The sequence below is a fragment of the Streptomyces sp. O3 genome (genome assembly GCF_054788135.1).
In genome coordinates this window covers 19,007-43,629 of sequence record NZ_JBTVYK010000005.1, presented here as the reverse complement: position 1 = coordinate 43,629, position 24,623 = coordinate 19,007, and the positions used below count along the sequence as shown (strand labels likewise).

24 protein-coding genes are annotated in these 24,623 nt (G+C 73.1%); 16 read left to right on the top strand and 8 right to left on the bottom strand.

What is annotated here, in order from left to right:
* Positions 1-13: 13 nt before the first annotated feature.
* From ACX6XY_RS04430 to ACX6XY_RS04415, 4 genes are all read left to right on the top strand, one after another.
* Positions 14-685, top strand: a complete 672-nt coding sequence (locus ACX6XY_RS04430; protein ID WP_460326561.1) for a type 1 glutamine amidotransferase family protein — start codon at positions 14-16, stop codon at positions 683-685.
* On the top strand, positions 682-1,230 hold the full coding sequence (locus ACX6XY_RS04425) for a MarR family winged helix-turn-helix transcriptional regulator (RefSeq protein WP_460326559.1): 549 nt from the start codon (positions 682-684) through the stop codon (positions 1,228-1,230). The genes ACX6XY_RS04430 and ACX6XY_RS04425 overlap by 4 nt, the downstream gene beginning before the upstream one ends.
* Positions 1,231-1,370: 140 nt before the next feature.
* Positions 1,371-3,134: a serine/threonine-protein kinase gene (locus ACX6XY_RS04420; protein ID WP_460326557.1), complete on the top strand. Its 1,764-nt coding sequence runs from the start codon at positions 1,371-1,373 to the stop codon at positions 3,132-3,134.
* 175 nt (positions 3,135-3,309) lie between these two features.
* Positions 3,310-3,744, top strand: a complete 435-nt coding sequence (locus ACX6XY_RS04415) for a hypothetical protein (protein WP_460326555.1) — start codon at positions 3,310-3,312, stop codon at positions 3,742-3,744.
* A gap of 70 nt (positions 3,745-3,814) precedes the next feature.
* On the opposite strand, the gene ACX6XY_RS04410 is transcribed toward ACX6XY_RS04415, so the two are convergent.
* From ACX6XY_RS04410 to ACX6XY_RS04390, 5 genes are all read right to left on the bottom strand, one after another.
* Positions 3,815-4,120 (bottom strand): hypothetical protein, encoded by a 306-nt coding sequence (locus ACX6XY_RS04410; protein WP_460326553.1) that lies wholly within the window; start codon positions 4,118-4,120, stop codon positions 3,815-3,817.
* Positions 4,120-4,521, bottom strand: a complete 402-nt coding sequence (locus tag ACX6XY_RS04405; RefSeq protein WP_460326551.1) for a hypothetical protein — start codon at positions 4,519-4,521, stop codon at positions 4,120-4,122. The genes ACX6XY_RS04410 and ACX6XY_RS04405 overlap by 1 nt, the downstream gene beginning before the upstream one ends.
* 144 nt (positions 4,522-4,665) lie before the next feature.
* Entirely contained in the window at positions 4,666-4,875 is a 210-nt protein-coding gene (locus ACX6XY_RS04400; RefSeq protein ID WP_460326776.1) for a DUF397 domain-containing protein, read from the bottom strand.
* 13 nt (positions 4,876-4,888) lie between these two features.
* Entirely contained in the window at positions 4,889-5,740 is an 852-nt protein-coding gene (locus tag ACX6XY_RS04395; RefSeq protein ID WP_460326549.1) for a Scr1 family TA system antitoxin-like transcriptional regulator, read from the bottom strand.
* Between the two features lie 418 nt (positions 5,741-6,158).
* Positions 6,159-7,442 carry an adenylosuccinate synthase gene (locus ACX6XY_RS04390; RefSeq protein WP_460326547.1) on the bottom strand — a complete coding sequence of 428 codons (1,284 nt, stop codon included), beginning with the start codon at positions 7,440-7,442 and terminating at the stop codon, positions 6,159-6,161.
* 175 nt (positions 7,443-7,617) lie between these two features.
* Between ACX6XY_RS04390 and ACX6XY_RS04385 the strand changes: the two genes are divergently transcribed.
* Positions 7,618-8,838: a diacylglycerol kinase gene (locus ACX6XY_RS04385; protein ID WP_460326546.1), complete on the top strand. Its 1,221-nt coding sequence runs from the start codon at positions 7,618-7,620 to the stop codon at positions 8,836-8,838.
* 48 nt (positions 8,839-8,886) lie between these two features.
* Here the strand turns inward: ACX6XY_RS04385 and ACX6XY_RS04380 are convergent, their stop codons facing one another.
* Positions 8,887-9,450, bottom strand: a complete 564-nt coding sequence (locus ACX6XY_RS04380; protein WP_460326545.1) for a GbsR/MarR family transcriptional regulator — start codon at positions 9,448-9,450, stop codon at positions 8,887-8,889.
* 100 nt (positions 9,451-9,550) lie between these two features.
* Here ACX6XY_RS04380 and ACX6XY_RS04375 point away from each other — a divergent pair, with 100 nt between their 5' ends.
* Positions 9,551-10,546, top strand: a complete 996-nt coding sequence (locus ACX6XY_RS04375) for an ABC transporter ATP-binding protein (protein WP_460326543.1) — start codon at positions 9,551-9,553, stop codon at positions 10,544-10,546.
* Positions 10,543-12,240 carry an ABC transporter permease gene (locus ACX6XY_RS04370; protein ID WP_460326541.1) on the top strand — a complete coding sequence of 566 codons (1,698 nt, stop codon included), beginning with the start codon at positions 10,543-10,545 and terminating at the stop codon, positions 12,238-12,240. The genes ACX6XY_RS04375 and ACX6XY_RS04370 overlap by 4 nt, the downstream gene beginning before the upstream one ends.
* A 284-nt stretch (positions 12,241-12,524) precedes the next feature.
* Here the strand turns inward: ACX6XY_RS04370 and ACX6XY_RS04365 are convergent, their stop codons facing one another.
* The gene (locus ACX6XY_RS04365) at positions 12,525-13,646 is read right to left on the bottom strand and encodes a sensor histidine kinase (RefSeq protein WP_460326538.1); all 1,122 of its coding nucleotides are present in this window, start codon (positions 13,644-13,646) and stop codon (positions 12,525-12,527) included.
* A 30-nt stretch (positions 13,647-13,676) separates the two neighbouring features.
* Positions 13,677-14,438 (bottom strand): response regulator transcription factor, encoded by a 762-nt coding sequence (locus tag ACX6XY_RS04360; protein WP_460326536.1) that lies wholly within the window; start codon positions 14,436-14,438, stop codon positions 13,677-13,679.
* Positions 14,439-14,561: 123 nt separating this feature from the next.
* Between ACX6XY_RS04360 and ACX6XY_RS04355 the strand changes: the two genes are divergently transcribed.
* The 9 genes from ACX6XY_RS04355 (at position 14,562) to ACX6XY_RS04315 (ending at position 24,551) form a co-directional block, all read left to right on the top strand.
* Positions 14,562-15,365, top strand: coding sequence for a glycosyltransferase family 2 protein (locus tag ACX6XY_RS04355; protein ID WP_460326534.1), 804 nt, complete (start codon positions 14,562-14,564; stop codon positions 15,363-15,365).
* Positions 15,362-16,069, top strand: a complete 708-nt coding sequence (locus ACX6XY_RS04350; protein WP_460326532.1) for a TIGR04282 family arsenosugar biosynthesis glycosyltransferase — start codon at positions 15,362-15,364, stop codon at positions 16,067-16,069. The genes ACX6XY_RS04355 and ACX6XY_RS04350 overlap by 4 nt, the downstream gene beginning before the upstream one ends.
* A gap of 63 nt (positions 16,070-16,132) precedes the next feature.
* Positions 16,133-17,575 carry a hypothetical protein gene (locus ACX6XY_RS04345; RefSeq protein WP_460326530.1) on the top strand — a complete coding sequence of 481 codons (1,443 nt, stop codon included), beginning with the start codon at positions 16,133-16,135 and terminating at the stop codon, positions 17,573-17,575.
* A 204-nt stretch (positions 17,576-17,779) separates the two neighbouring features.
* Positions 17,780-18,652: a tryptophan 2,3-dioxygenase family protein gene (locus ACX6XY_RS04340; protein ID WP_460326528.1), complete on the top strand. Its 873-nt coding sequence runs from the start codon at positions 17,780-17,782 to the stop codon at positions 18,650-18,652.
* Complete coding sequence (locus tag ACX6XY_RS04335) at positions 18,645-20,135, top strand: kynureninase (protein WP_460326526.1); 1,491 nt, start codon at positions 18,645-18,647, stop codon at positions 20,133-20,135. The genes ACX6XY_RS04340 and ACX6XY_RS04335 overlap by 8 nt, the downstream gene beginning before the upstream one ends.
* A 52-nt stretch (positions 20,136-20,187) precedes the next feature.
* Positions 20,188-21,063, top strand: coding sequence for an alpha/beta hydrolase family protein (locus tag ACX6XY_RS04330; protein ID WP_460326524.1), 876 nt, complete (start codon positions 20,188-20,190; stop codon positions 21,061-21,063).
* Positions 21,064-21,229: 166 nt separating this feature from the next.
* A complete protein-coding gene (locus tag ACX6XY_RS04325; RefSeq protein ID WP_460326773.1) occupies positions 21,230-22,561 on the top strand; it encodes a sensor histidine kinase in 1,332 nt (443 codons plus the stop codon).
* Entirely contained in the window at positions 22,561-23,217 is a 657-nt protein-coding gene (locus ACX6XY_RS04320; protein ID WP_460326522.1) for a response regulator, read from the top strand. Before ACX6XY_RS04325 ends, ACX6XY_RS04320 begins: the two co-directional genes overlap by 1 nt.
* A gap of 107 nt (positions 23,218-23,324) precedes the next feature.
* Entirely contained in the window at positions 23,325-24,551 is a 1,227-nt protein-coding gene (locus ACX6XY_RS04315) for a cytochrome P450 (RefSeq protein WP_460326520.1), read from the top strand.
* Positions 24,552-24,623 lie beyond the last annotated feature (72 nt).

The window sequence follows — 24,623 nt, the reverse complement described above, 5'->3', positions numbered from 1 at the left end:
GCGAGGCAGAGTCATGACCGGCAATGACCGCAAGCTCGTGTACGCGGCTCTCTACCCCACCTACGCCGACTGGGAGTCCGGGCACGCCATGGCCGAACTCGCCCGCAACGGCTACGAGATCCGCACGGTGGGCCTGACCCTCGACCCGGTGACCACCATCGGCGGCCTGCGCATCCAGCCCGACCTCACGCTCGACGACGTACGCGCCGACGGCGCCGCGCTGCTCCTGCTGACCGGCGCCGAACTCTGGGACGGCGGCGACGAGCTGGCCCCCTTCGCCCGGCGGGCCCGCGCGTTCCTGGACGCGGGCGTACCGGTCGCCGCGATCTGCGGCGCCACCGCGGGACTGGCCCGCGAGGGGCTGCTCGACGACCGGAAGCACACCAGCAACGTCTCCTTCTATCTGACGGCCACCGGATACAAGGGCGGCGAGAACTACGTCGAGGCGGACGCGGTGACGGACGGCGACCTGATCACGGCGGGCGCGACCGAGCCGGTCGCGTTCGCCCGCGAGATCCTGGCGCGGCTCGGGGTGTACGAGGGCGAGGTGCTGGACGCCTGGTACCGGCTGTTCCACGACTCGGACGCGGCGGCGTACGAGATCCTCGCGGCGGCACAGGCGGCACAGGCGGCACAGGCAGAGGACGCGGCCCAGGCAACCCAGGCAGGGGGCGCGGCCTTGTGAGGGAGACCGAGGCCCTCAGCCGGACGGCGCTCGGCGTCTTCCGGCTGAACGGCCAGTTCCTGGCCGTGTCCGAGCGACTGGCGCGGCCCGCGGGACTGACCGCGGCGTGGTGGCAGGTGCTCGGCGCGGTGCTGCGCGAGCCGCTGACCGTCGCGGGGATCGCCCGCGCGATGGGCATCACCCGGCAGAGCGTGCAGCGGATCGCCGACCGGCTGGTCGGCGACGAGCTGGCGGAGTACGTCCCCAACCCGGCGCACCGCCGCGCCAAGCTCCTCACCCCGACGGACGCGGGCCGGGACGCGATCGCCCGGATCGAGCCCGGCCACGCGGAGCTGGCACGGCGGCTGGCGGCGGAGCTGGGGGCGGCGGAGTTCGCGGAGACGGTACGGGTCCTGGAGCGCCTGTCCCACGCGCTGGACGCGGCGGCCGGACCTGGGTCCGGCGCGTCGCCCGAGCCGGGCCCTGGTATGACGTCCGAGCCGAGCCCTGGCGCGGCATCCGAGCCGAGCCCTGGCACGGCGTCCGGGCCGGACGCGATGCGATAACGATCACCGCACCGGGCGCGGCGGCCCTCAGCGAACGACAGCCGCTGTCGAGCGGAGCCGTTATCGAACGGTAGCGGAGCCCCGCGCTCCCCCGCACTATCCTCGACCCACTGGGGCTGTACGGGGGAGGAACATTCACCATGGACAAGCTGAGCTCTGGCGACCCGCGGACCATCGGGGCGTACCGCCTGCTCGGCCGACTCGGCGCGGGCGGCATGGGGCAGGTGTATCTGGCCCGTTCGGAGCGCGGGCGTACCGTCGCGCTCAAAGTCGTGCACTCCGAGCTCGCCGGGCGCGAGGAGTTCCGGGAGCGCTTCCGGCAGGAGGTCGCGGCGGCGCGGCGGGTGGGCGGCGCGTGGACCGCGCCGGTGCTCGACGCGGACACCGAGGCCGAGGTCCCCTGGGTGGCGACCGGCTATGTCGCGGGCCCTTCCCTGCACTCCGTCGTCGCGCGCGGATACGGCCCGCTGCCCGAGCGCTCCGTACACGCCCTCGCCGCCGGTCTCGTCCGGGCCCTTACGGACATCCACGCGGCGGGCCTGGTCCACCGCGACCTCAAGCCGTCGAACGTCCTGCTCACCATCGACGGCCCCCGCGTCATCGACTTCGGCATCGCCCGCGCCCTGGAGACCGCGACGGCCGGCGGTCTCACCCACACCGGTGCGCTGATCGGCTCGCCCGGCTTCATGGCCCCCGAGCAGATACGCGGCGACCGCGTCACCCCCGCCTGCGACGTCTTCTGCCTGGGCTCCCTGCTGGCGTACGCGGGGACGGGCAAGCTGCCGTTCGGTGCGGACAACAGCGGCGTGCACGTACAACTCTTCCGCATCGCCCAGGAGCCGCCCGACCTCACCGGGCTTCCGGAGAGCCTCCAGGACCTGGTGACCGCCTGCCTCGCCAAGAAGCCCTCCGCACGCCCCTCGCTGACCGACCTGCTGGCCCTGACCGGCGGTACGGACACGACGCTGCCCGACGGCCGCACCCGCGAGCCGTGGCTGCCGAGCGCGCTCGTCGCCCAACTGGGACGCCACGCGGCCGAGCTGCTGGAGGCCGAGCACCCGGAACCGGAAGACGAACAGCCGCAGGCCGGGCAGCCTGAGGAGCCAGGCCAGCACCCCCCGAAACAGCCCCCAGAGCAACAGCCGGAGCAGCAGCCGCAGTCGAGCCCCGAGGCGGCCACCGCGTCGGTTCCGCCCCCGAGCACGGCGACGGCACCGACGCTGGTTGCACCCCCGCCGCCCTCATCACCCCCACCGGGGCACGAGGTACCGCACACACTCCGCTACGAGCCCGCCCCGCCACCGCCACCCCGCCGGGGCGGACGGATGACCGCCGCGCTGCTCGCCGTGGCGGTGGTCGTCGCACTGGGAGCGGGAGGCACGGTGTACGCGGTGATCAAGGGCGACGAGGGCCGCCAGCCCACAGCCGCGCCAAGCGAGACCACCACTCCCACCAACGACGCCGAGCCCGGCAAATCCGACGCACGCCCCTCACCCGACGAACTCGCCACACCCACCGACTCCCTCAGCCCCATCACTCCGCCCAGCCCCTCCCCCGACGCGGGCGACGTACCCAAGAAGTTCCTCGGCGTATGGCGGGCCACCTTCCAAGCACAAGGCGGCACCAACACCCGCGTACTGACGCTCCGTCAAGGCAACAGGGGCGAGACCATGATGAGCCTCGTGGGGAACGGCCCGACCTACGCCTGCCGCTGGAAGGCGTCGCTCCAGTCGGGCGCTGGCAGCCAACTGTCCCTGAATCCTTCACAGGTAACCCAGGGCCCCACACATAGCTGCAAGCCAGGCCCGGTCAGCCTCCTCCGCCTGCAACCCGACGGAACACTCGTCCGCACCCTGGTAGGCAGCGGCGGCACCCCCCTCACCTACCGCAAGCAGACCCCCTGAGCGGCCTCACAGCAGGTCCAGGAGGAAATCATTCCGGTATCGGAGATTACGGTGCCGAACCCGGTTCCTGGGAACGGAGTACGAGGCCTGCATGAATAGCGAAACGACGCCCTCGGCACTGGCGGACATAGAGGCCGTCCTACGGGCAGCAGATCGAGAGGAGGGGCCCAGCCACTTGGAGTTTCCGGAAGGCTACGACCACGCAGAGGCCAAGCGGCGTGCAGGCGTTCTCGTTGCGCGGCTGAACGAAGAGTTCAATACCTCGTGCCACTTCGACAACTCCATTCAGGACGCTAGTTTCCACGCCCTCCTGGCCGTTCCCGGCGTCTCTACTGAGGCAGGTACGCAGATTTCCGTACGGCTCAGTTGCTACGCACGGCTCGCGGTCGTCATGGCCAAGCACCCAGGTGCGTACACGGGCCTCGATGACGCCGTGACCCAGGGCGCGCTGACCGAGCGGGACAGGGCCCGCGTGGAGACCGCGCTGCACGCACTCGGCTATGTGATCGTTCCGGAGGAACTGCTGCATCGCCCTTATGACGGCGTGACCAACCTGAACTCTTATCAGGAGTCGGCCACGTGGTGGACGCGCTTCTTCAATTACATCTGACGCCCTACCGGGCAAGAGCCGAACACCGACCGAGGCGAGGCCTGGGGATGTGGCCCCAGGCCTCGTGGATCTACGGCCAGCGCACTCCGGTCGGGCCGCGAACCGGTTTGCGGCAGTCCGGTGCGGGGTCGCCGGGTGGCGTGGGCATGGGCTCGCGCTCGGGGTCGGTGTCCAGGGCGTAGCAGAGTTGTGCGTGGAGGGTTTCTGCTTCGGCGGGGGTGAGGCGGAGGGTGAGGTCGGTGTCGAATCTGCCGTCCTGCTGGAGCCAGAGGGGGATGGTGAGGCGGCCGTCCGCGTCACGCTGTACGGGTTTGCCGGGTACGCGGCTGATGCGCGGGCCCTGTGCTGTGGTTCGGGCGGGTCGGGAGTCTGCCATCAGAATGCGACCCCCGGCCTGCCGGGGGCTCCGACGGGGTGCCCGTGGATGATCCACGGGCCGACGTCGATGCCGTCGAGCGCGAGCGCGAGGGCTGTGCGGCGCTCGTGTTGTTCGTGGGCGAGGAGGTAGGGGCGTACGAGGGGGCTGGGCCCGTCGAGGATCGGGCTGTCGAGGGTCGACCGTCCGGCTGGGGTGACGGGGGTGCCCGCCTGGCGGGGCAGGCTCGGCGGGATGATCCGGCGGACGAGCAGCCGCAGCCCGGTCGCGGTACGGGACGGCCTCGGGGTCACCGTGGCCATGGCCGTACGGATGCTGCGGCGGCGTCCCCTGGCCGGGGCGAGGTGGATGAGGAGGCGGATGGCTGTTCGTTGCAGGGCGAGCCCGATAGCGTGGTTCATGCTGACGCTGTCTCCTGGATGTGGACCGGCGTTGGCCAGGCCCCGGAGTGCTCCCAACACCGCCGGGGCCCCTCGTTGTCGCGTAACCAGCCGACTACGGTGTGCACTTCGACTGTAGCCACAACACATTTAGCGTCACAACGTTTATCCCGCTTCGCGCGAAGATGGCATATGCCCGAAGGCGTCGGACTTGATACCCGAGAGCAGGGCGCGCAGCTTCTGCGGAGTGGCCTCGATGACTGTTCCGGGGTCGTCGCTCTCCCGCATCAGTACGGCAGCGCCACACAAGGCCAGCTCCACGCAGTTGCCATCGTTGTCCTCCGAGAAGGACGACTTACGCCACTGGATATCCATACTTCTCACGCTTTCAGAGTTGTCCGACCACTTGTCGGATGAGGTCCCGCGAAGGCGCTGGCTCCAGGCAGCGCTCCTCCAACCGGTCCAGGAGCCTGCGGTAGTTCACCAGGTGCGTCTCGGCGTGCAGAAACCTGGACCCGAGAGGCGTGTCCGACTGAACGGTGTCCAGCTGCTCAACAGCCCCATGGGCGTACATGGTTGAGCTGCCCGCGCTGGGAAACCCGCCGACGGCGAATGGCAGCACGCGCAGGGTCACATGCTCCCGCTCCGACTGCGACAGCAGATGCGTCAACTGCGCCTTCGTAACGGCGGCTCCTCCGAACAGCATGCGCAGCGCGGCCTCGTGGATGATGAACGTGCACGTCGGCGGCTCCTCCCGGTCCAGGACAGCACTGCGCCTGATCCTGAAGTCGACCTTGCGGTCCAGGTCCTCGTCAGTCAGCGGCGGTACCGCCTCCGCGAAGACGGCGCGTATGTAGTCCTCGTGCTGGAGGAGTCCCGGCATGTGCGTGAGCTGCGCGGTGCGTAGGGCGACAGCAAAATGCTCCACCTCCGCAAGGTCCAGCATCCCCGCGGGCAACACGTCACGGTACTCGTGCCACCAGTTGGTCCCGCGCTCCTTCGCCATCTCGGCGAGCGCGTTGACGTACGCCCTGTCCGGACAGGAGTAGTTGGCCGCCCACACCCGCACGCGGTCGGCGCTGACTCCGAACCGCGCGGACTCGATGTTGCTGACCGCGGACTTGTCGACCTGATGTATCTCGGCGGCTTCCGTCAGGGACAACCCCACGTGCTCCCGCATCTTGCGCAGCTCCGCGCCGAGTCGCCGCTGCCGCTCCGTCGGAGGCTTTCTCGCCGCCATCCGCCTCCCCTTCGTCTCCCTGCCGCCCAGCGTAGCCACTGCCGTGCGGACCGCGCCCACACGCCCATGTGCCGTACCGGATGAGGGCCCAGGCCGGGGTCTCGGCGATCAGCGCGAGTGCGCTGGCTGTTCCGCGCAGTCGGCGCGGGCCGCCTGTGCGGCGTGGTCAGAGAACGACGGGGCAGCGGGCCGCGCCGCTGCGCTTGATCCTGGCGTCCGACGTGACCAGAGCAGCGCCGAGGGCTTCGGTCAGGGCGGGCCTCGTCCAGAGCCGCGCTGTCCAGTTTGGGTACACCCCCGCGGGTGCCTCGGCCCAAGCAGGCGGTTCTCATGCCCGCATGCGCCTGTGCCGTGGCCGCTGAGGGGGTTGCCCTCGCCGACCACGGCACAGGAATCGACTCGGAAGCCGACGGCTCGGTTACAGGAACGAGTTGATCTCGATCGTCTCATCGCGGCCGGGGCCGACGCCGATCGCCGAGATCGGCGCTCCGGACATCTGCTCCAGGGCCTTCACATAGGCCTGGGCGTTCTTCGGGAGGTCGGCGAAGGACTTCGCCTTGGTGATGTCCTCGGACCAGCCGGGGAGGTACTCGTACACCGGCTTCGCGTGGTGGAAGTCGGTCTGCGAGTACGGGAGTTCCTCGACGCGCTTGCCGTCGATCTCGTACGCGACGCAGACCGGGATCTGCTCCCAGCCGGTGAGCACGTCCAGCTTGGTGAGGAAGAAGTCCGTCAGGCCGTTGACGCGGGTCGCGTACCGCGCGATGACCGCGTCGAACCAGCCGCAGCGGCGATCGCGCCCAGTGGTCACGCCCCGCTCGCCGCCGATGGTGCGCAGCGCCTCGCCGTCCTCGTCGAAGAGCTCCGTCGGGAACGGGCCCGCGCCGACACGCGTGGTGTAGGCCTTGAGGATGCCGATCACCCGGCTGATCTTCGTCGGGCCGACGCCCGCGCCGGTGCAGGCGCCGCCGGAGGTCGGGTTCGAGGACGTGACGAAGGGGTACGTGCCGTGGTCCACGTCCAGCAGCGTGCCCTGGCCGCCCTCGAAGAGCACGACCTTGCCCTCGTCGATCGCGTTGTTCAGAATCAGGGTCGTGTCGGCGACGTACGGCTTGATCTGCTCGGCGTAGGTGAGCATCTCTTCGACGATCTGGCCAGCGTCGATCGCACGCCGGTTGAAGACCTTGGCGAGGAGTTGGTTCTTGGTCTCCAGCGCCGCCTCGACCTTCTGTTCCAGGATCGACTCGTCGTAGAGGTCCTGGACCCGGATGCCGGTGCGGTTGATCTTGTCGGCGTAGGTCGGACCGATGCCACGCCCCGTGGTACCGATCTTGCGCTTACCGAGGAACCGTTCCGTCACCTTGTCGACGGTGACGTTGTACGGAGTGATCAAATGGGCGTTACCGCTGATCAGGAGCTTGGACGTGTCCACGCCGCGGTCATTGAGCCCGCTCAGCTCGGAGAGCAGGACCGCCGGGTCGACGACCACGCCGTTGCCGATCACCGGGGTACATCCCGGCGAGAGGATTCCGGAGGGGAGGAGGTGCAGCGCGTATTTCTGGTCGCCTACGACAACCGTGTGGCCGGCGTTGTTGCCGCCCTGGTAGCGCACCACATAGTCAACGGAACCACCGAGCAGGTCGGTGGCCTTTCCCTTGCCCTCGTCACCCCACTGAGCACCGAGCAGCACAAGTGCGGGCACAGGCGTACACCCCTTCCGGGCGGGGCATGTCCAGGGTCAGGGGCGTGCGCGGCAGCGCACACCGGCGACCCTCGTTGGCCGCACCCGTCGGACCGGTGCCCCGGAATAGACGAAGCCCCTGGCGCAATAGCGCAAGGGGCTCTTGCACAAAGATGCTACCCGAGGAAGGACCGAGGTGTCGGCTCCAGAGCCCGCCACGCGGCACACAGCAAGCCCAGGATCCCTGCTGGTGGTGATCGATCCGGGTGCCCGGCGCAGCGACGGCGAGTCCGTACGGATCGCCAAGGACGTACTCGGCGGTGGCGCCGACGGGGTCAAGGTGTGCTTGCCGGACAGTCCCGAGGAATTCACCCGAGCGCTGGCCAGACGGGGGTCCCGGCGTCCCGTGGTGGTGGGTGACGACCGGGCGCTGCTGCGGGCCGTGGCGGGGCTGCACCGGGAGCGCGAGCTGGCGTCGTCGGTGCTCTCGCTGGTGCCGGTCGGTACGGCGACGACGCTGGCCCAGTCCCTCGGCGTGCCCGCGGGGGCGGTGGCCGCGGCGCGGGCGGTGCTGGACGGGACGCCGCGGTGGCTGGATCTGCTGGTGGACGACAGTGACGGGGTGGTGCTCTCGGAGCTGCGGATTCCGGCGGGCGGGGCGGAGTCCGGAGCGTCGGGATCGGACGGCGGGCAGGGGCAGGGGCGAGAGCCTGGGCAGGGGCGGGAATCCGGGCTGGGGCTAGGGCTGGGGCTTGGCCTGGGGCCGGGGGCTGGAGCCGGGATCGGGCCGGACGCCGAGTCGGAACGCGGCCCAGGGCCGGGCTCGGGGCCGGGCTCCGACTCGGGCTCCGACTCGGGGCCAGCGTCGGTGTCCGGACCGGGATCCGGGCCCCATCCCGGATCCGGATCCGGATCCGGGATGGGGCCGGGCGCGGGCTCCGGGTCTGGCGGCGTGCCGGAGCCGGGTCCGCGGCCGGGGCCGGGCGCGGAGGCGAAGGGGCAGGCGCGGGTGCGGGCGCGGGCTAGGAGCGCGGGGAGCTCCGCGCCGGGCGCGCTGCTGCGTACCTGCCAGTCGCTGGTGCGCACGCTGGTGCGGCCCTCGGCGTCGGCCGCCGGGGGCGGCGCCGGACCGTGGCGGCTGCGGATCGAGGCGGACGGCGTGACCCTGGTGGACCTCGACCAGCCGGTGGCGGCGGTGTCGGTACGCCCGGTCCGGGGCGGACTGGCCCGCGTCGAGGTGCGGCCCGCGTCCCTGGGCGCGGACGGGACGCCGCTGCTGGCCCACGCCCGCGCGGTGACCGTCTCGGGTCCTGACTTCCGCTACCGCGCGGACGCGCTGGTCGCGGGCCCGGTGCGGACGCGCACCTGGACGGTGCGGCCGGGGGCCTGGGGACTGACGCTGCCCCGCACCGAGTAACCGCGGCGTCGGGGAGCCGCGATACCGAGTGCCTACGGCACCGAGTAGCTACGGCGAGGTCGGCGTGGCGCGGGCGGCGAGATGGGCGTTCCAGCGCAGAAGTACGTCGTGCAGCTCCTTCTTGAGGAACTCGAAGAACTCCGCGCTCTCCGCCAGCCGCCGCCCCGCGTCCGTGTCGCCGCCGACGATGTGGACCCCGTCGGCCAGCACCCGCTGCCAGCGGTCCAGGAGCTGGTCACGGCGGGTCATGGACTCGAACCAGACGTGGTTGTGCAGCCGGTACCGCTCCCGCCGCGAGCCGGGTTCGCGCTCGCGGCTGACCAGGTTGACCTGGGCGAGATAGCGCACGGCCCCGGACACCGCGGCGGCACTGATCCGCAGCCGCGCGGAAAGCTCGGCGGAGGTGAGCACGCCGCTCTCCTCGGTCAGCAGGCAGGCGAAGACCCGTGACGGCATCCGCGGCATCCCGGCCTCGGTCAGCTCCGCGGCGAAGCGTTCGACGAACGCCGCCACCGCCCGCTCGTCGCGGCCGTCGCGGCCGTCCCGCCCGTCGCGATCGTCGCGGCCGTCCCGCTCACCCGGCTCGCCTCGTGCGCTCTCGTTGCCTGCCACAGCCTCTCCCCGTTTCAGTGATCTACGCGTCGATCGTAACCGGCCCTCTTAACGGTTCTTTAACTTCACAAATTTGTGAAATAAGCGTAGCTTCCAGAGCATGACGAAGGCAATCACCGTGTCCGGGCTGTACAAGTCCTTCGGCCGGACCCGCGCGCTGGACGGCCTCGACCTGGAAGTCGAGACCGGTGAGGTGCACGGCTTCCTGGGGCCCAACGGCGCCGGGAAGTCCACCACGATCAGGGTCCTGCTCGGCCTGCTGCGGGCCGACTCCGGCGCCGCGCAGCTGCTCGGCGGCGATCCCTGGCACGAGGCGGTGGCGCTGCACCGGCGGCTCGCGTACGTGCCCGGCGACGTCGAGCTGTGGCCCGGCCTCACCGGTGGCGAGGCCATCGACGTACTGGGACGGCTGCGCGGCACGCTCGACAAGCGGCGGCGGGACGAGCTCATCGAGCGCTTCGACCTCGACCCGACGAAGAAGGGCCGGACGTACTCGAAGGGCAACCGGCAGAAGGTCGCGATCGTCGCCGCGCTCGCCTCCGACGCCGAGCTGCTGCTCCTGGACGAGCCCACCGCCGGGCTCGACCCGCTGATGGAGGTCGTGTTCCAGGATGTGATCGCCGAGGCGAAGGCCGCGGGCAAGACGGTGCTGCTGTCCAGCCACATCCTGGCGCAGGTGGAGAAGCTCTGCGACCGCGTGAGCATCATCCGGCTCGGCAGGACCGTGCAGTCCGGCACGCTGAGCGAGCTGCGCCATCTGACGCGTACGACCGTCGAGGCGGAGACCGAGCGCCCGGTGACGGGCCTTGAGAGCATGCCGGGCGTGCACGCGGTGCGGAGCGCGGACGGCGGCCGGGTGCGGTTCGCCGTGGACGGCGCCGAGTTGGACGGCGTACTGCGCAGGCTCACCGAGTCCGGCGTCCGGAGCCTGGTCAGCCACCCGCCCACGCTTGAGGAGCTGATGCTGCGCCACTACGGCGACGAGCTCGCCGCCAACGGGCACGACGCCGGGAACGGTGACGCACGCGGAGACGTGCACGGCTCCGGGCCCGGCTCCGGGCCCGGTTCCACGCACGGTGACGGAGCGGGACGATGAGCGCCGCCACCGCCGCCAAGACGCCCCCGCGCACCGGCGCGGACGCGCGCGGCAGCGCGTTCGCGGGCACCCGCACGCTGATCCGCTTCAACCTGCGCCGCGACCGCGTCCGGCTCCCGGTGTGGGTGCTCGCCCTGTTCCTCGGCACGCTCGCCACCGCGAACAGCCTCACCTCGCTCTACGCGACCGCCGAGGACCGCGCCGAAGCCGCCGAGACCGCCGACACCCCCGCCGGGCTCGCCCTGAACGGCCCCCGGCACTACCTGGACGACTACACCATCGGCTCGATGCTGAGCCACCAGATGCTCGGCACCATGGCCGTGCTGACCGGCCTGATGAGCGTCCTGATCATCACCCGGCACACCCGCGGCGAGGAGGAGACCGGCCGCGCCGAGCTGGTGCGGTCCACCGTCGTCGGGCGGCACGCGCACCTGGCCGCCGCGCTGGCCGTCGCGGTGCTGGCCAACCTGGCGCTGGCGCTGCTGCTCGCCTTCGGCCTGACCGGTCTCGGCATCGACGGCGTCGGCTTCGGCGGATCGCTGCTCTACGGGCTCGCGTACGCGGCGTCCGGGATCGTCTTCGCCGCCGTCGCCGCCGTGACGGCGCAGATCACCGCGCACACGCGCGGCGCGTCCGGCATGGCGCTCGCCGTCATCGGGGCGGCGTACGTGCTGCGCGCCGCCGGTGACGCGGGCGAAGGCGGCGGGAGCGGAAGCGGCGAGGGCGACGCGGGCGGCAGCGGCGCGCTGTCCTGGCTCTCGCCGATCGGCTGGGTGCAGCGGAGCTACCCGTACCTGGACGACCGGTGGTGGCCGCTGGCGCTCTGCCTGGTCTTCGCGGCGGCCGTGGCGGCGGTGGGCTTCCGCCTCTCCACGCGGCGGGACGTGGGCGCGGGGCTGCGCGCCGCGCGGCTCGGCGATCCGGTGGCGTCGCCCGCGCTGAGCAGGCCGCTCGGCCTGGCGCTGCGGCTGCACCGGGGCGTCCTGACCGGGTTCGGCGTCGGCGCGTTCCTGATGGGCGCGATGTACGGCTCGATCCTCGGTGACGCCGAGGACATGCTGAAGGACATCGACGAGATCCAGGAGGCGCTGGAGCGGATCGGCGGCGCCACGGTCGTGGAGTCCTTCGCCGCCATGATCATGGTGGTGCTCGCGATCGTCGCCTCGGTGTACGTGGTGATGGCCGCGCTGCGGCCGCGCTCCGAGGAGACGGCGGGCCGCGCCGAACCGCTTCTGGCGACCGGGCTCTCGCGGGACCGCTGGGTCGGCTCCCATCTGGCCGTGGCCCTGGCGGGCGGTACGGCGGTGCTGCTCGTCGCCGGGCTCGGCTTCGGGCTCGCGGGGGCGGCGTCGGCGTCGGACGGCGGCCTGGTGCTGAAGCTCACCGGGGCCGCGCTGGCCTACGCACCGGCGCTGTGGGTGACGGTCGGCGTCGCGACCGTGGTCTTCGGGTGGTTCCCCAGGGCGAGCGTGCTGGCGTGGGTCATGCCGGTGTACGCGTTCGTCGCCGGGTATCTGGGCCAGTTGCTCCAGTTCCCCGACTGGGTCGACGCCCTGTCGCCGATGGGTCACGTACCGCAGCTCCCGGCCGCGGAGATGGACTGGACGCCGATGGCCGTACTGACGGCGGTGGCGGCGGGGCTGCTGTGGCTGGGCCTGGCGGGATTCCGCCGCCGGGACGTAGAGACGAAGTAGCCCCGAGTCGAGGCCCGCCACCCGTCGGCCGCCGGCCCGCCGGCCCGCTACGGCCGCCGGGCGGGCGGCGGCCAGCGGACGACGGGCCGCGGGCATCCGGCGGCGGGTGGCGGGTGGCGGGCCGTGGGCAGAGGGTGGCGGGCCGTGGACATCCGGCAGCGGCCAGCAAGCCGCGAGCACCCGGCAGCGAACCTCGGCCGACAGGCGGCGGCCAAGACGACGGCGGCGGCCAGCAGGCCGCGGCCGTGACGACGGCGGCGGCGGGCGAGGTGTCAGGCCTTGGGTTAGCCGCCCGCCGTGGGGAGGGTGACCTCGAAGCAGCAGCCGCCGGAGACGTTGCGGACCGCTGCCCGGCCCTGGTGGGCCTCGACGATGCCGCGGACGATGGCGAGGCCCAGACCGGCCCCGGCCGGGGGCGTGCGGGCGTCGGTGCCGCGCCAGCCGGTGTCGAAGACGCGGGGCAGGTCCTCGTCGGGGATGCCGCCGCAGCCGTCCGTCACGGACAGGACGACGCCGTCTCCGTCGGGCGAGCGGTGCGCGCCGACCGCGACCGTGCCGTCCGCGGGGGTGCGGCGGATCGCGTTGATCAGGAGGTTGCCGAGTACCCGGCTCATCTCGGCGCTGTCGACCTCGACCGGCACCGCGTCGATCCGGTCCCCCACCAGCCGTACGCCGTGCTCGCGCGCCAGCGGGTCCGCGCCCGCGAGCGCGTCGCCGACCAGGTCGTACACGGAGATCCGGGACGGGCTGAGGGCGAGCGCGCCCGCGTGGATCCGGGACAGCTCGAAGAGGTCGCCGACCATGCCGTTGAGCCGTTCGACCTCGGTGCGGATCTGGCGCAGATAGCGCTCGGGGTCGGCGGCCATGCCGTCTTCGAGCGCCTCGGACATGGCGCGCAGCCCGGCCAGCGGGGTGCGCAGGTCGTGGGAGATCCAGGCGACCAGTTCGCGCCGGGACTTCTCCAGCGCGCGCTCGCGTTCCCGCGACTCGGTCAGCTTGGCGCTGGTCGCCTCCAGTTCGCGGGTGAGCGCGGCGAGTTCGGCGGTCGCCGGGCCGCCGGGCGGCGCGGCGAACGTGCCGCCTTCGCCGAACGAACGCGCCGCCAGGGTCAGCGCGTTGCTGCGGGCGACGACCCAGCGGCCGAGCAGCACCGCGGTGGCCAGCGACACCACCGCCGACATGGCGACGACGATGTTCACCACGGTCATGTCGTGCGGCGAGATGAACATCTCCCAGCAGACCAGGAGCGTTCCGGCGAGCATCGCGGTCACCGCGACCGCGGCGACGACGGACAGGTGCGTCACCAGCGAACGGTTCCGCAGCATCCGCAGCGCGAGCGCGCCGAGCAGGCCCGCGACCGCCGCGCCGAGGAAGGCGAGCAGGGCGATGATGAGGAAGTCCGTCATGGGGCGCTCCGGGTCATGAGGTGCTCCGGGTCATGGGGTGCTCTGGTGGGCGGCGTCGGACGGTACGTCCAGGCGGTAGCCGACGCCCCACACCGTCTGGATCAGCCGGGGCCTGGCCGGGTCGTCCTCGACCTTGCCGCGCAGCCTGCGGATGTGCACCGTGACGGTGGAGAGGTCGCCGAACTCCCAGCCCCATACCTCGCGCATCAGCTCCTCGCGGCTGAAGGCCCGCCCCGGATACCGCAGGAAGAAGGTGAGCAGGTCGAACTCCCGAACAGTGAGGGCGAGTTCGGTTTCGCCGCGCCCGTCACTCTCGCGCTTGGTGGCACGGCGGGCGGCCGGGTCGACCGCGAGCCCGGCGGCGGCCAGCGGCGCGGCCGGAGGCGGGGCCGTGACGGCGGCCTGGCTGCGGCGGAGCACCGACTCGACGCGGAGGACGAGTTCGCGCGGACTGAAGGGCTTGGTGACATAGTCGTCGGCCCCTATTTCGAGGCCGAGGATCCGGTCGTCCTCGTCACCGCGCGCGGTGAGCATGATCACCGGCACCGGCCCCTTGGCGCGCAGCCTGCGGCAGACCTCCAGGCCGTCCATGCCGGGCAGCATCAGGTCGAGTACGACCAGGTCCGGCCAGTGGGCCGTGGCGCGCTCCAGCGCGATGAGGCCGTCCCCGGCGCGCTCGACGTCGTAACCGGCGCGGTCCAGATAGCCCGCGACGACCTCGGCGACGGTGGGATCGTCGTCCACGACGAGCACACGCGGCGCGCGGCCCGGACCCTGGGGTGGTGTCTGCATACGGTCAGCGTCGCACCGCGCCCGCGGGGGCGGGAGGCTGGACCGGGCTCTGGCCGCCGATGTCCGTGTTTCGTAAGGACCCAAGGCCGGGAATGTCCGTTTCGGCTCCGTAGGGTGGGCGATGTGACCCACCCCACCGCGCATACGCCGCCCGCCGACGTGGTGCTGCCCTGTCTCGACGAGGCCGCCGCGCTGCCCTGGGTGCTGAGCCGGATCCCCGCGGGCTGGCGGGCGATCGTCGTGGACAACGGGTCGACGGACGGCTCGGCGGACGTCGCCCGCGACCTCGGGGCCACCGTGGTGACGGAGCCCCGCCGCGGCTTCGGGGCCGCCTGCCATGCCGGGCTGCTGGCGGCCGAGGCCGACGTCGTCTGCTTCTGCGACTGCGACGCGTCACTCGATCCGGGACTGCTCGAACCCTTCGTGCGTACGGTCGCCGCCGGAGACGCGGACCTGGTCGTCGGGCGGCGACGGCCCCGCGCGCGGGGCGCCTGGCCGCCGCACGCGCGGGCGGGCAACTTCGCCGTGTCGCGGCTGCTGCGCCGCCGCACCGGGGTGCGGCTGCATGACATCGGCCCCCTGCGGGCGGCCCGGCGCGCGCCCCTGCTGGGGCTCGGTCTCACCGATCGCCGCAGCGGGTACCCGTTGCAGATGGTCGTACGGGCGGCCGACGCGGGCTGGCGGATCGAGGAGCGGGACGTGCCGTATCTGCCCCGCGCCGGCCGGTCGAAGGTCACCGGCACCTGGCGCGGCACGTGGCACGCGGTACGGGACATGCGGCGGGTGCTGGCGGAGCCGCCGCTGCCGCCGGATCCGGTATCGCGCTCGGCTCCGCACCCGGATTCGCGCTCGGATTCGCGCTCGGCTCCGCACCCGGATTCGCGCTCGCCGGAGGTGCCGTACCGCGGCGAAGGGGGGACGCGGTGAGCGTCACCACCGTGCTGGTGATCGCGAAAGAGCCGGTGCCGGGCCGCGTGAAGACCCGGCTCACCCCGCCCTGTACACCCGCCGAAGCGGCCCGCCTCGCCGAGGCCGCGCTGGCCGACACCCTGCGGGCGGTCGCGGCGGCCCCCGCCCGGCGGCGCGTCCTGGTGCTGGACGGAGCGCCGGGCGACTGGCTGCCGCCCGGCTTCGACGTCGTGCCGCAGAGCCCCGGTGGGCTCGACGAACGCCTCGCCGCGGCCTTCGCGGGGTGCGCGGGTCCCGCGCTGGTGGTCGGGATGGACACCCCGCAGCTCACCCCGGAGCTGCTCGCCCCCGCCACCGGGGCCACGGCCTGGCAGGGCTGCGACGCCTGGTTCGGCCCGGCCGCCGACGGCGGCTTCTGGGCGCTCGGCCTGGCGAAGCCCGCTCCCGAGCTGCTGCGCGGGGTGCCGATGTCCACGCCCGAGACCGGGGCCGCGCAGCGGGCCCGGCTCACCGGGGCGGGGCTGCGGGTGCGCGACCTGCCCGTACTGCGCGACGTCGACACCATGGACGACGCCGAGCGGGTGGCGGCCACCGCACCCGGCACCCGCTTCGCGGCCGAGTTCGCCCGCCTCGGTCACGAAGCGGGTCACCTGGGACGGTCAGCGGACAGATCAGCGGACAGGTCGGCGGACAGATCAGCGGAGAGGTCAGCGGACATCTGACGGACTGGTGACGGTTCGTTGTCGCGGGGGCCGTCCGGGGCGGGCGCGGCCTACCGTGCACCCGTGAACTCCGAAGCCCGCCCCGACCCCGCCGAACCCCCCGGTCCCGACGCACGCCCCGGCACGGACGCCCGCCCCGGTTCCGCCGCTCGGCGCGGCGGCCGTCGGGATCTGCGCGCCGCGGGGCTCGCCGTCGTGCTCGTCGCGGTCGCCGTCGTCGTCGGCGCCGTCATCGACCGGCCCAACGGCACCCCCGGCAGCCTGCATCTCAACTGGCCGCCGCTGTACGCGCGCTGGTCGCCCCACCTGGGGCCCGGCACGCCCGCCGCGCTCGCCGTGGCCGTCGCCGTCATCGCGTACGGTCCGGTACTCGCCGCGCGGCTGAAGTGGCGCGCCCTGGTGTTCGGCTCGGTCGCCGCGTCCATGGCGTGGATCTGGTCGCTCGCGCTGATCGACGGCTGGCATCTCGGGATCGCCAGGCGGCTCACGACCAAGCACGAGTATCTCCAGGTCATCGACCGGTTCGAGGACATCCCGGCGACACTGCGGGACTTCACGGACCACATCCTGTTCGGCACACCCGACAACTGGCCCGCGCACATCGCGGGCCACCCGCCGGGCGCGACGCTCACCTTCGTCCTGCTCGACCGCGTCGGCCTGGGCGGCGGCGCGTGGGCGGGCGTCTGGTGCATCACCGTCGGCGCCACCGCCGTGGCCGCCGTACTGATCGCGCTGCGCGCGCTCGCCGACGAGGAGCTCGCGCGACGGGCCGCGCCGTTCCTGGTCCTGGCGCCCGCCGCGATCTGGATCGGCGCGTCGGCCGACGGGTACTTCGCCGCCGTCACGGCGTGGACGGTCGCCCTGCTGGCGCTGGCCGCGACCCGTACGACACGGTTCCCCGCCGTCGCGGCCCTGGGCGCGGGCCTGCTGTTCGGGCTGACCGTCTCGCTGTCGTACGGGCTGACCCTGTTCGCCCTGGTCGCCGCCGCGGTGCTGCTGATCGCGCGCAGCGCGCGCCCGCTCCCGCTGTTCCTGCTCGGCGCGCTGGTCATCCCGCTGGCGCTCGCCCTGGCGGGCTTCAACTACTGGGAGGCGTACCACCTCCTGGTCGAGCGCTACTACCAGGGCGCGGGCGGCAACCGCCCCTATGCCTACTTCGTCTGGGCCAACCTCGCCTGCACCGTGCTGGTCGTCGGCCTCGCCTCGGTCGCGGGACTGCGCCGCGCCCTGGCGGCCGTGCCCGCCGCCGTACGCCGCCTGCGCGCCGGCGAGGCGCTGACGGCGGCCGACCGGCTGGTCGCGCTGGTGCTGGCCGCGCTGCTGGCGTTGCTCGTCGCCGATCTGTCCGGCATGAGCAAGGCCGAGACGGAACGCATCTGGCTGCCGTTCACGACCTTCCTGCTGCCCGCCGCGGCGCTGCTGCCCGCCGGCGCCCGGCGCTACTGGCTGGCCGCGCAGGCCGTACTGGCGCTGGCGGTCAACCACCTGCTGTTCACCGGGTGGTGAACCGGACGGGGGCGACCCCGCCTTGCCTTGGCGCGCGGTGGCACGGATGATGCGCTGTGGGGCCGGTGCGGCGTGTTCGATATCCGCACACGCGTGCGGTACGCCGTGCGCGTACGCCGTATGCGGCCCGAGGGGACCGGGGCTCCGATACCGATCAAGGAAGGGGCGGACCGCTACCCGGTAGTACGTCTCAAGGAGACAGCGATGTCGCAGTACCCCGACTCCCCCGCGGCAGGTCCGGCCGAGGCGCCGAACCTCGACTTCGCGGGCACCACCCCGTACGAGGACTACGTCCAGGCCGACGTCCTCACCCACCTCCAGCACCCGCTCTCGGACGATCCGGGCGAGATGGTCTTCCTGGTGACGACCCAGGTGATGGAACTCTGGTTCACCGTCATCGTGCACGAGTGGGAGACCGCGTCCCGCGCCCTGCGCGAGGACGACGTCCCGGTCGCGGTGGCCGCGCTCAAGCGCAGCGTGCGCGAGCTGGAGGCGCTGAACGCCTCCTGGCGGCCGCTGGGCCAGCTGACGCCGGGGCAGTTCAACTCGTACCGCTCCGCGCTCGGCGAGGGCTCCGGGTTCCAGTCCGCGATGTACCGGCGCATGGAGTTCCTGCTCGGCGAGAAGTCGGCGTCCATGCTGGTCCCGCACCGGGGCGCGCCCCGCGTCCACGCCGAGCTGGAGAAGGCGCTGCACCAGCCGAGCCTGTACGACGAGGTGCTGCGGCTGCTGGCCCGGCGCGGGTACGAGGTCCCCGAGGCCGTCCTGAAGCGCGACCTGGACCAGCGCTACGAGCCGTCGCCCGAGGTCGAGGCGGTCTGGGCGGCGGTGTACGGGGCCGATGCCGCCGACGCCGACGTCACCGACGCCCAGGGCGGCGAGCTGCTCCGCCTGGGCGAGGCGCTGACCGATGTGGGCGAACTGGTCTGGCGCTGGCGCAACGACCACCTGGTCGCCACCCGGCGCGCGATGGGCTCCAAGACCGGCACGGGCGGCTCGGCCGGGGTCGCCTGGCTGGAGAAGCGGGCCGCGAAGAACGTCTTCCCCGAGCTGTGGACGGCGCGCAGCCATGTCTGAGCCCGCAGAGCGGACCGGGGCGGCCGAGTCCCCGAAGCTGACCGAGAAGGCCGAACTGGTCGAGAAGGCCGGGCTGGCCGAGAAGGCCGCCGCGCTGGACGGTTCCGACGAACTGGCCGAGGCACGCGAGCGGTTCGTCCTCGACGACGACGTCGTCTACCTGGACGGGAACTCGCTCGGGGCGCTGCCCCGCGCCGTGCCCGCCCGCATCGCCGACGTCGTCACCCGCGAGTGGGGCGAACTGCGCATCCGCTCCTGGACCGAGTCCGGGTGGTGGACGGCCCCCGAGCGGATCGGGGACCGGATCGCCCCGCTCGTCGGAGCGGGGCGGGGCCAGGTGGTGGTCGGCGACTCGACCAGCGTCAACGTCCTCAAGGCGGTCGTGGCCGCGGTACGCCTGGCACACGCCGCGGACGCCGAGCGGGCCGCCGCCCGCGCCCCGCACCCGGACGCGGGGTCCTCCGGCGGCTCTCCGGCCGCCGGACCCGCGGCCCCTGGCCGACAGCCGCACCCGGCGGCAGACCGGACAGGGGGAGACGTCGGGTCCGCGTCGCGCGACGGCGACGGCGACGGCGACGCCTCGGCCTGGAGTGCGGCCCCCGCCGGGACCGCGCCGCCGCCGAGGCGCGTCGGCGCGCCCACGCGCGACGAGATCCTCGTCGACGAGGGGACGTTCCCGACCGACGGCTACATCGCCGCGTCCGCGGCCCGGCTGACCGGCTGCCGTCTGCGCGCCGTGCCCGCCGCGGAGATCGCCGCCGAGGCCGGACCCCGTACCGCCGCCGTGCTGGTGAACCACGTCGACTACCGCACCGGGCGGCTGCACGACCTGCCCGGCGTCACCGCCGCCGTGCACCGGGCCGGGGCCTACGCGGTGTGGGACCTGTGCCACAGTGCGGGCGCGCTGCCGGTCGGGCTCGACGCGCACGGCGTGGACTTCGCCGTCGGCTGTACGTACAAGTTCCTGAACGGGGGGCCGGGTTCGCCCGCGTACCTGTACGTGGCCGAGCGCCATCAGGCCGCCTTCGACTCGCCGCTGCCCGGCTGGAACTCGCACGCCGACCCGTTCGGCATGCGGCCGGACTACGAACCGGCGGACGGCGCCGTACGCGGCCGGGTCGGCACTCCCGACATCCTGTCGATGCTCGCCCTGGAGACGGCCCTCGACGTCTGGGACGGGGTGTCCGTCGAGGCGGTGCGCGCGAAGTCGCTCATGCTGATGGACTTCTTCCTGGAGTGCGTCGACGCGTATGCGCCGCGCGGCCGGGTCAGTTCGCTCACCCCGGCCGCGCACGCCGAGCGCGGCAGCCAGGTCGCGCTGCGGTGCGACGGGGCCGCCGAGGTCATGGCGGAGCTGATCGCGCGCGGCGTGGTCGGCGACTTCCGGCCGCCGGACGTGCTGCGCTTCGGGTTCACGCCGCTGTACGTCTCCTTCGCCGATGTACACCGGGCGGCGCGGGTTCTGGGAACCGTGCTGGGCTGATAGCGTCCGGCGGCCCGTTTCCGTACGCTCCCACCACAGGAGGCCCCGCAGCATGCCGGACGACGACGCGATCGCCCGAGACGCCGCAGAGGCGGAGTCGGCCTTCTCGCACCCCGCCGTCGCGCCCGACTCCACCGCCGCGTACGGCGACCACCCGGACCAGGTCGTCGACTTCCACGCGCCCCGCGGCGTGTCCGGGGCCGCGCCGCTGGTCATCGCCCTGCACGGCGGCGCCTGGCGGGCTCCGTACGACCGGCGGCACTTCACGCCGTTCGTGGACTTCCTGGCCCGTCGGGGCTTCGCCGTGGCCGACGTCGAGTACCGGCGCGGGAGTTCGCTGCCCGCGCAGGGCGGTCGGCAGCCGGTCGCCGGGCGGTGGCCGGAGACCTTCGACGACGTCGCCGCCGCGCTGGACGTGCTGCCCGCCCTCGTACGGGAGCACCTGCCGCAGGCCGACCCGCGGCGCACCGTGCTGACCGGGCACTCGGCGGGCGGCCACCTCGCGCTGTGGGCCGCGTCCCGGCATGTGCTGCCCGCGGACTCGCCCTGGCACGCGCCGTATCCGACCGGGCTGCGCGGGGTGGTCGCGCTCGCGCCGATCGCGGACTTCGCGGTGGCGGACGAGCTGGACGTGTGCGGGGGCGCGGTGCGGCAACTGCTGGGCGGCGGGGAGCGGTTCGATGAGCGGCGCGCCGAGGCCGACCCGGCGCTGCTGCTGCCCACCGGGATCGCGACGACTCTGGTGCAGGGGCGGGCCGACATCGTCGTCCCGCACGCGGTGTCCGAGGCGTACGCCGACGCGGCCGGTCGGGCGGGGGAGCTGGTGGGGCTGACGCTCCTGGAGGACGTCGGCCACTACCCGCTGATCGACCCGGCGGCGGACGCCTGCGCGGTAGTGGCCGAGGAGATCACCCAACTGGCCTTCTGACCGCCCTCCCCTGCCCTGCCCAGCGGCCCCGTCGGCCCGGTCCGGTGGGCCTGCCCCGTCCGGTGGCCCCCGTGGGCGGGGGTGTAGTACTTGCGGCGGAGGGCGAAGGTCCATAGCGCTGGCGACGACGACGCCGCGCACACCGCTTACCGTTCACCGCGTGAGTGTGAACGAGACAGCGACAGCCACGGCCCCGACCCCGCCGGCCGCGAACAGCCCGCGCAGTGATGTGCAGCTCTTGCGCGTCGGCCTCCGCGCGATACGCGAGGACCTGCTGAGCGGGATGCTCGCCGTCCGCCCGCAGCCGCCGCTCGCCGCCGACGGCAGGCTGCTGCACCGGACACCCGCGAGGCTGCGCCCGTACGCGCGCTGGCTGCCGCACGCGGCCGTGGCGCTCCTGGCGGTCCTGGTCGGAGTGGTGCGGTCGTTCACGAACGCCCCGTGGGACCCGTGGAGCTACTCGGACACCGACGGCCGGATCATGGGGCTGGTCGCCGCCGTGGCCGTCGTGCTCACGCTGTTCCGCCCGGTGGCCGCCTTCTGGCTCTCGTTCGCGCTCGTGGCGGCCACCGAGGGGTCGACGTACGTGCTGGGGGCACTCGCCCACCTCGTGGTGATGGTCCTGGTGGCCCTCAGGTCCCGGCCTCGGGTCGCGGCCGGGATGATGCTGCTGACCCTGGTGCTCGGCGTCTTCCTCGGAGAGTGGGGAGCGGGCTACGGCGACGAGCTGGACCTGGTGATGCTCCTGTTCTCCGCCCTCGCGCTGGGTGCGGCCGTCGCCGTGCGCGGCTGGTCCTCGGCCCGCCACGAGGTGGCCGCCAAGGAGGAGGTGACCCTCGCCGAGCGCTCCCAGCGCACGCTGCTTGAGGAGCGCACCACCATCGCCCGCGAGCTGCACGACGTGGTCGCGCACCACATGTCCGTGGTCGCCGTCCAGGCCGAGGCCGCGCCCTACCGCGTCGAGAACCCGCCGCCCGAGCTGGAGCGCGCCTTCGCCACGATCCGGGAGAACGCGGTGGCCGCGCTGACCGAGCTGCGCCGCGTGCTCGGCGTCGTACGGGCGGCGGACTACGAGGCCCCGGACGCGCCGCAGCCCACCCTCGCGAACCTGGACGGCCTGCTGACCGGCGTCCGCGACGCGGGGCTGCGCGTCGAGAAGACGGTCACCGGGGCGGTGCGCGAGCTGCCGCAGGGCGTGGAGCTGTCCGCGTACCGCATCGTGCAGGAGGCGCTGAGCAACGCGCTGCGGCACGCGCCGGGCGCGTCGGCCGCGGTGGAGATCTCGTACGTGCTCGGGGGGCTCGGGCTGCGGGTGGTCAACGGACCGTCCACCGGCCTGGTGAAGCCGTCGCCGGGCGCGGGCCACGGCATCACGGGGATGCGCGAGCGGGTGACGATGCTGAACGGTGAGATGACGGCCGGGCCGACCGACGACGGCGGCTACGAGGTGGCCGTGTTCCTCCCGGTGGCGGCGGCGGCGCGCGAGGGGCGGGCGTGATGACGATCCGGGTGCTGGTCGTCGACGACCAGGTGATGGTGCGCGAGGGCTTCTCGGTCCTCCTGAACGCGATGCCCGACATCGAGGTCGTCGGGGAAGCGGTGAACGGGAACGAGGCCATCGCCCAGGTCGCCGCGCTGCGCCCGGACGTCGTCCTGATGGACATCCGCATGCCGGGCCTGAACGGCATCGAGGCGACCCGCGAGATCGTCGCGTCCGACAGCGGCGCGAAGGTCCTGGTTCTGACGACCTTCGATCTGGACGAGTACGTCTACGACGCGCTGCGCGCGGGGGCGTCCGGCTTCCTCCTCAAGGACGCGTCGGCCCGCCAGCTCGCCGACGGGGTACGGGTCGTGGCGGACGGCGACGCGCTGCTCGCGCCCGCCGTCACCAGGCGGCTGATCTCGGAGTTCGCCCAACTGCCCGACCGGACACGGCCGTCGGTCACGGCGTACGGCGACCTCACGGAACGCGAGACGGAGGTCCTGGTGCTGATCGCCCAGGGGCGCTCCAACGCGGAGATCGCGGAGGATCTGGTGGTCGCGGAGTCCACGATCAAGACCCATGTCAGCCGCGTCCTGGTGAAACTGGGCCTGCGCGACCGCACCCAGGCGGCGGTCTTCGCCTACGAAACCCGTCTGGTCATCCCCGCCTGATCCAATCTCCCGCCGACCGCCGACCGCCGACCGCCGACCCCGCGTCCAGCGGCCCCCTGGTCAGCGGCCCCCTGGTCAGCGGCGTGCCGTCCGGCTAGCGTCCGGGCATGGACGCCGCAGACCTCGCCTTCGACCCCGGCGCACCCGAGTTCGCCGCCGACCCCTACCCGGCCTACGCCGACCTCCGCGCTCGGGGCCGCGCCCACTGGTACGAGCCCACCCGGCAGTGGCTGATCCCGCACCACGCCGATGTGTCGGCCCTGCTGCGCGACCGCCGCCTGGGCCGTACCTACCTGCACCGCTTCACCCACGAGGAGTTCGGCCGCACCCCGCCGCCGCCCGAGCACGAGCCGTTCCACACCCTCAACGACCACGGCCTGCTCGACCTGGAGGCGCCCGACCACACCCGTATCCGCCGCCTGGTCTCGAAGGCGTTCACGCCGCGCACGGTCGAGCGGCTGCGCCCGTACGTCGACGAGCTGGCGGCCCGGCTGGTCGGCGAGCTCGTCGCGGACGGCGGCGACGACCTGATCACGGCCGTCGCCGAGCCGCTCCCCGTGGCCGTGATCGCCCAGATGCTCGGCGTCCCCGAGAGCGACCGCCCCCTGCTGCGCCCCTGGTCGGCGGACATCTGCGGGATGTACGAGCTGAACCCGCCCGAGGAGACGGCCCGGCGGGCGGTGGCCGCGTCGGTGGAGTTCTCGGCGTATCTGAGGGAGCTGATCGCCGAGCGGCGCAAGGAGCCGGGCGACGACCTGGTCTCGGCCCTGATCGCCGCCCACGACGCGGGCGACCGGCTCTCCGAGCAGGAGATGATCTCGACCTGCGTGCTGCTGCTGAACGCGGGGCACGAGGCGACGGTCAACACCACGGGCAACGCCTGGCACGCGCTGTTCGCCCACCCCGACCAGCTGGCCGCGCTCCGCGCCGCCCCCGACGCCCCCGACGCCGCGCTGTCCACAGCTGTGGAGGAGCTGCTGCGCTACGACACCCCGCTGCACCTGTTCGAGCGCTGGGTCCTGGAGGACATCGAGATCGACGGGGTTCGCATCCCGCGCGGCTCCGAGGTGGCGCTGCTGTTCGGCTCCGCCAACCACGACCCGGCCGTCTTCGACCGCCCCGGTGAACTGGACCTGGCCCGCGCCGACAACCCCCACGTGTCCCTGGGCGCGGGCATCCACTACTGCCTGGGCGCCCCGCTCGCCCGGATCGAACTGGCCGCGTCCTTCGGCGAACTGCTGCGCCAGGCCCCGACCCTGCGGCCCGCGGCCGAGCCGACGCGCAAGGAGGGGTACGTCATCCGCGGGTTCGACGCGCTCCCGGTCGAACTCTGACGCGTCGAACGTGCCGGGCTCCCCCTGGAGAGCAGCACGACCGCCCCGCTGGCGAGCGCCGCCGCGCGCAGG

What these genes read in the sequence shown, in the direction of transcription:
- ACX6XY_RS04430 (WP_460326561.1), top strand. Translation starts at nt 14, where the DNA reads ATGACCGGCAATGACCGCAAGCTCGTGTACGCGGCTCTCTACCCCACC.
- ACX6XY_RS04420 (WP_460326557.1), top strand. Translation starts at nt 1,371, where the DNA reads ATGGACAAGCTGAGCTCTGGCGACCCGCGGACCATCGGGGCGTACCGC.
- ACX6XY_RS04410 (WP_460326553.1), bottom strand. Translation starts at nt 4,120, where the DNA reads ATGGCAGACTCCCGACCCGCCCGAACCACAGCACAGGGCCCGCGCATC.
- ACX6XY_RS04405 (WP_460326551.1), bottom strand. Translation starts at nt 4,521, where the DNA reads ATGAACCACGCTATCGGGCTCGCCCTGCAACGAACAGCCATCCGCCTC.
- ACX6XY_RS04400 (WP_460326776.1), bottom strand. Translation starts at nt 4,875, where the DNA reads ATGGATATCCAGTGGCGTAAGTCGTCCTTCTCGGAGGACAACGATGGC.
- ACX6XY_RS04395 (WP_460326549.1), bottom strand. Translation starts at nt 5,740, where the DNA reads ATGGCGGCGAGAAAGCCTCCGACGGAGCGGCAGCGGCGACTCGGCGCG.
- ACX6XY_RS04375 (WP_460326543.1), top strand. Translation starts at nt 9,551, where the DNA reads ATGACGAAGGCAATCACCGTGTCCGGGCTGTACAAGTCCTTCGGCCGG.
- ACX6XY_RS04370 (WP_460326541.1), top strand. Translation starts at nt 10,543, where the DNA reads ATGAGCGCCGCCACCGCCGCCAAGACGCCCCCGCGCACCGGCGCGGAC.
- ACX6XY_RS04365 (WP_460326538.1), bottom strand. Translation starts at nt 13,646, where the DNA reads ATGACGGACTTCCTCATCATCGCCCTGCTCGCCTTCCTCGGCGCGGCG.
- ACX6XY_RS04360 (WP_460326536.1), bottom strand. Translation starts at nt 14,438, where the DNA reads ATGCAGACACCACCCCAGGGTCCGGGCCGCGCGCCGCGTGTGCTCGTC.
- ACX6XY_RS04340 (WP_460326528.1), top strand. Translation starts at nt 17,780, where the DNA reads ATGTCGCAGTACCCCGACTCCCCCGCGGCAGGTCCGGCCGAGGCGCCG.
- ACX6XY_RS04335 (WP_460326526.1), top strand. Translation starts at nt 18,645, where the DNA reads ATGTCTGAGCCCGCAGAGCGGACCGGGGCGGCCGAGTCCCCGAAGCTG.
- ACX6XY_RS04330 (WP_460326524.1), top strand. Translation starts at nt 20,188, where the DNA reads ATGCCGGACGACGACGCGATCGCCCGAGACGCCGCAGAGGCGGAGTCG.
- ACX6XY_RS04320 (WP_460326522.1), top strand. Translation starts at nt 22,561, where the DNA reads ATGACGATCCGGGTGCTGGTCGTCGACGACCAGGTGATGGTGCGCGAG.
- ACX6XY_RS04315 (WP_460326520.1), top strand. Translation starts at nt 23,325, where the DNA reads ATGGACGCCGCAGACCTCGCCTTCGACCCCGGCGCACCCGAGTTCGCC.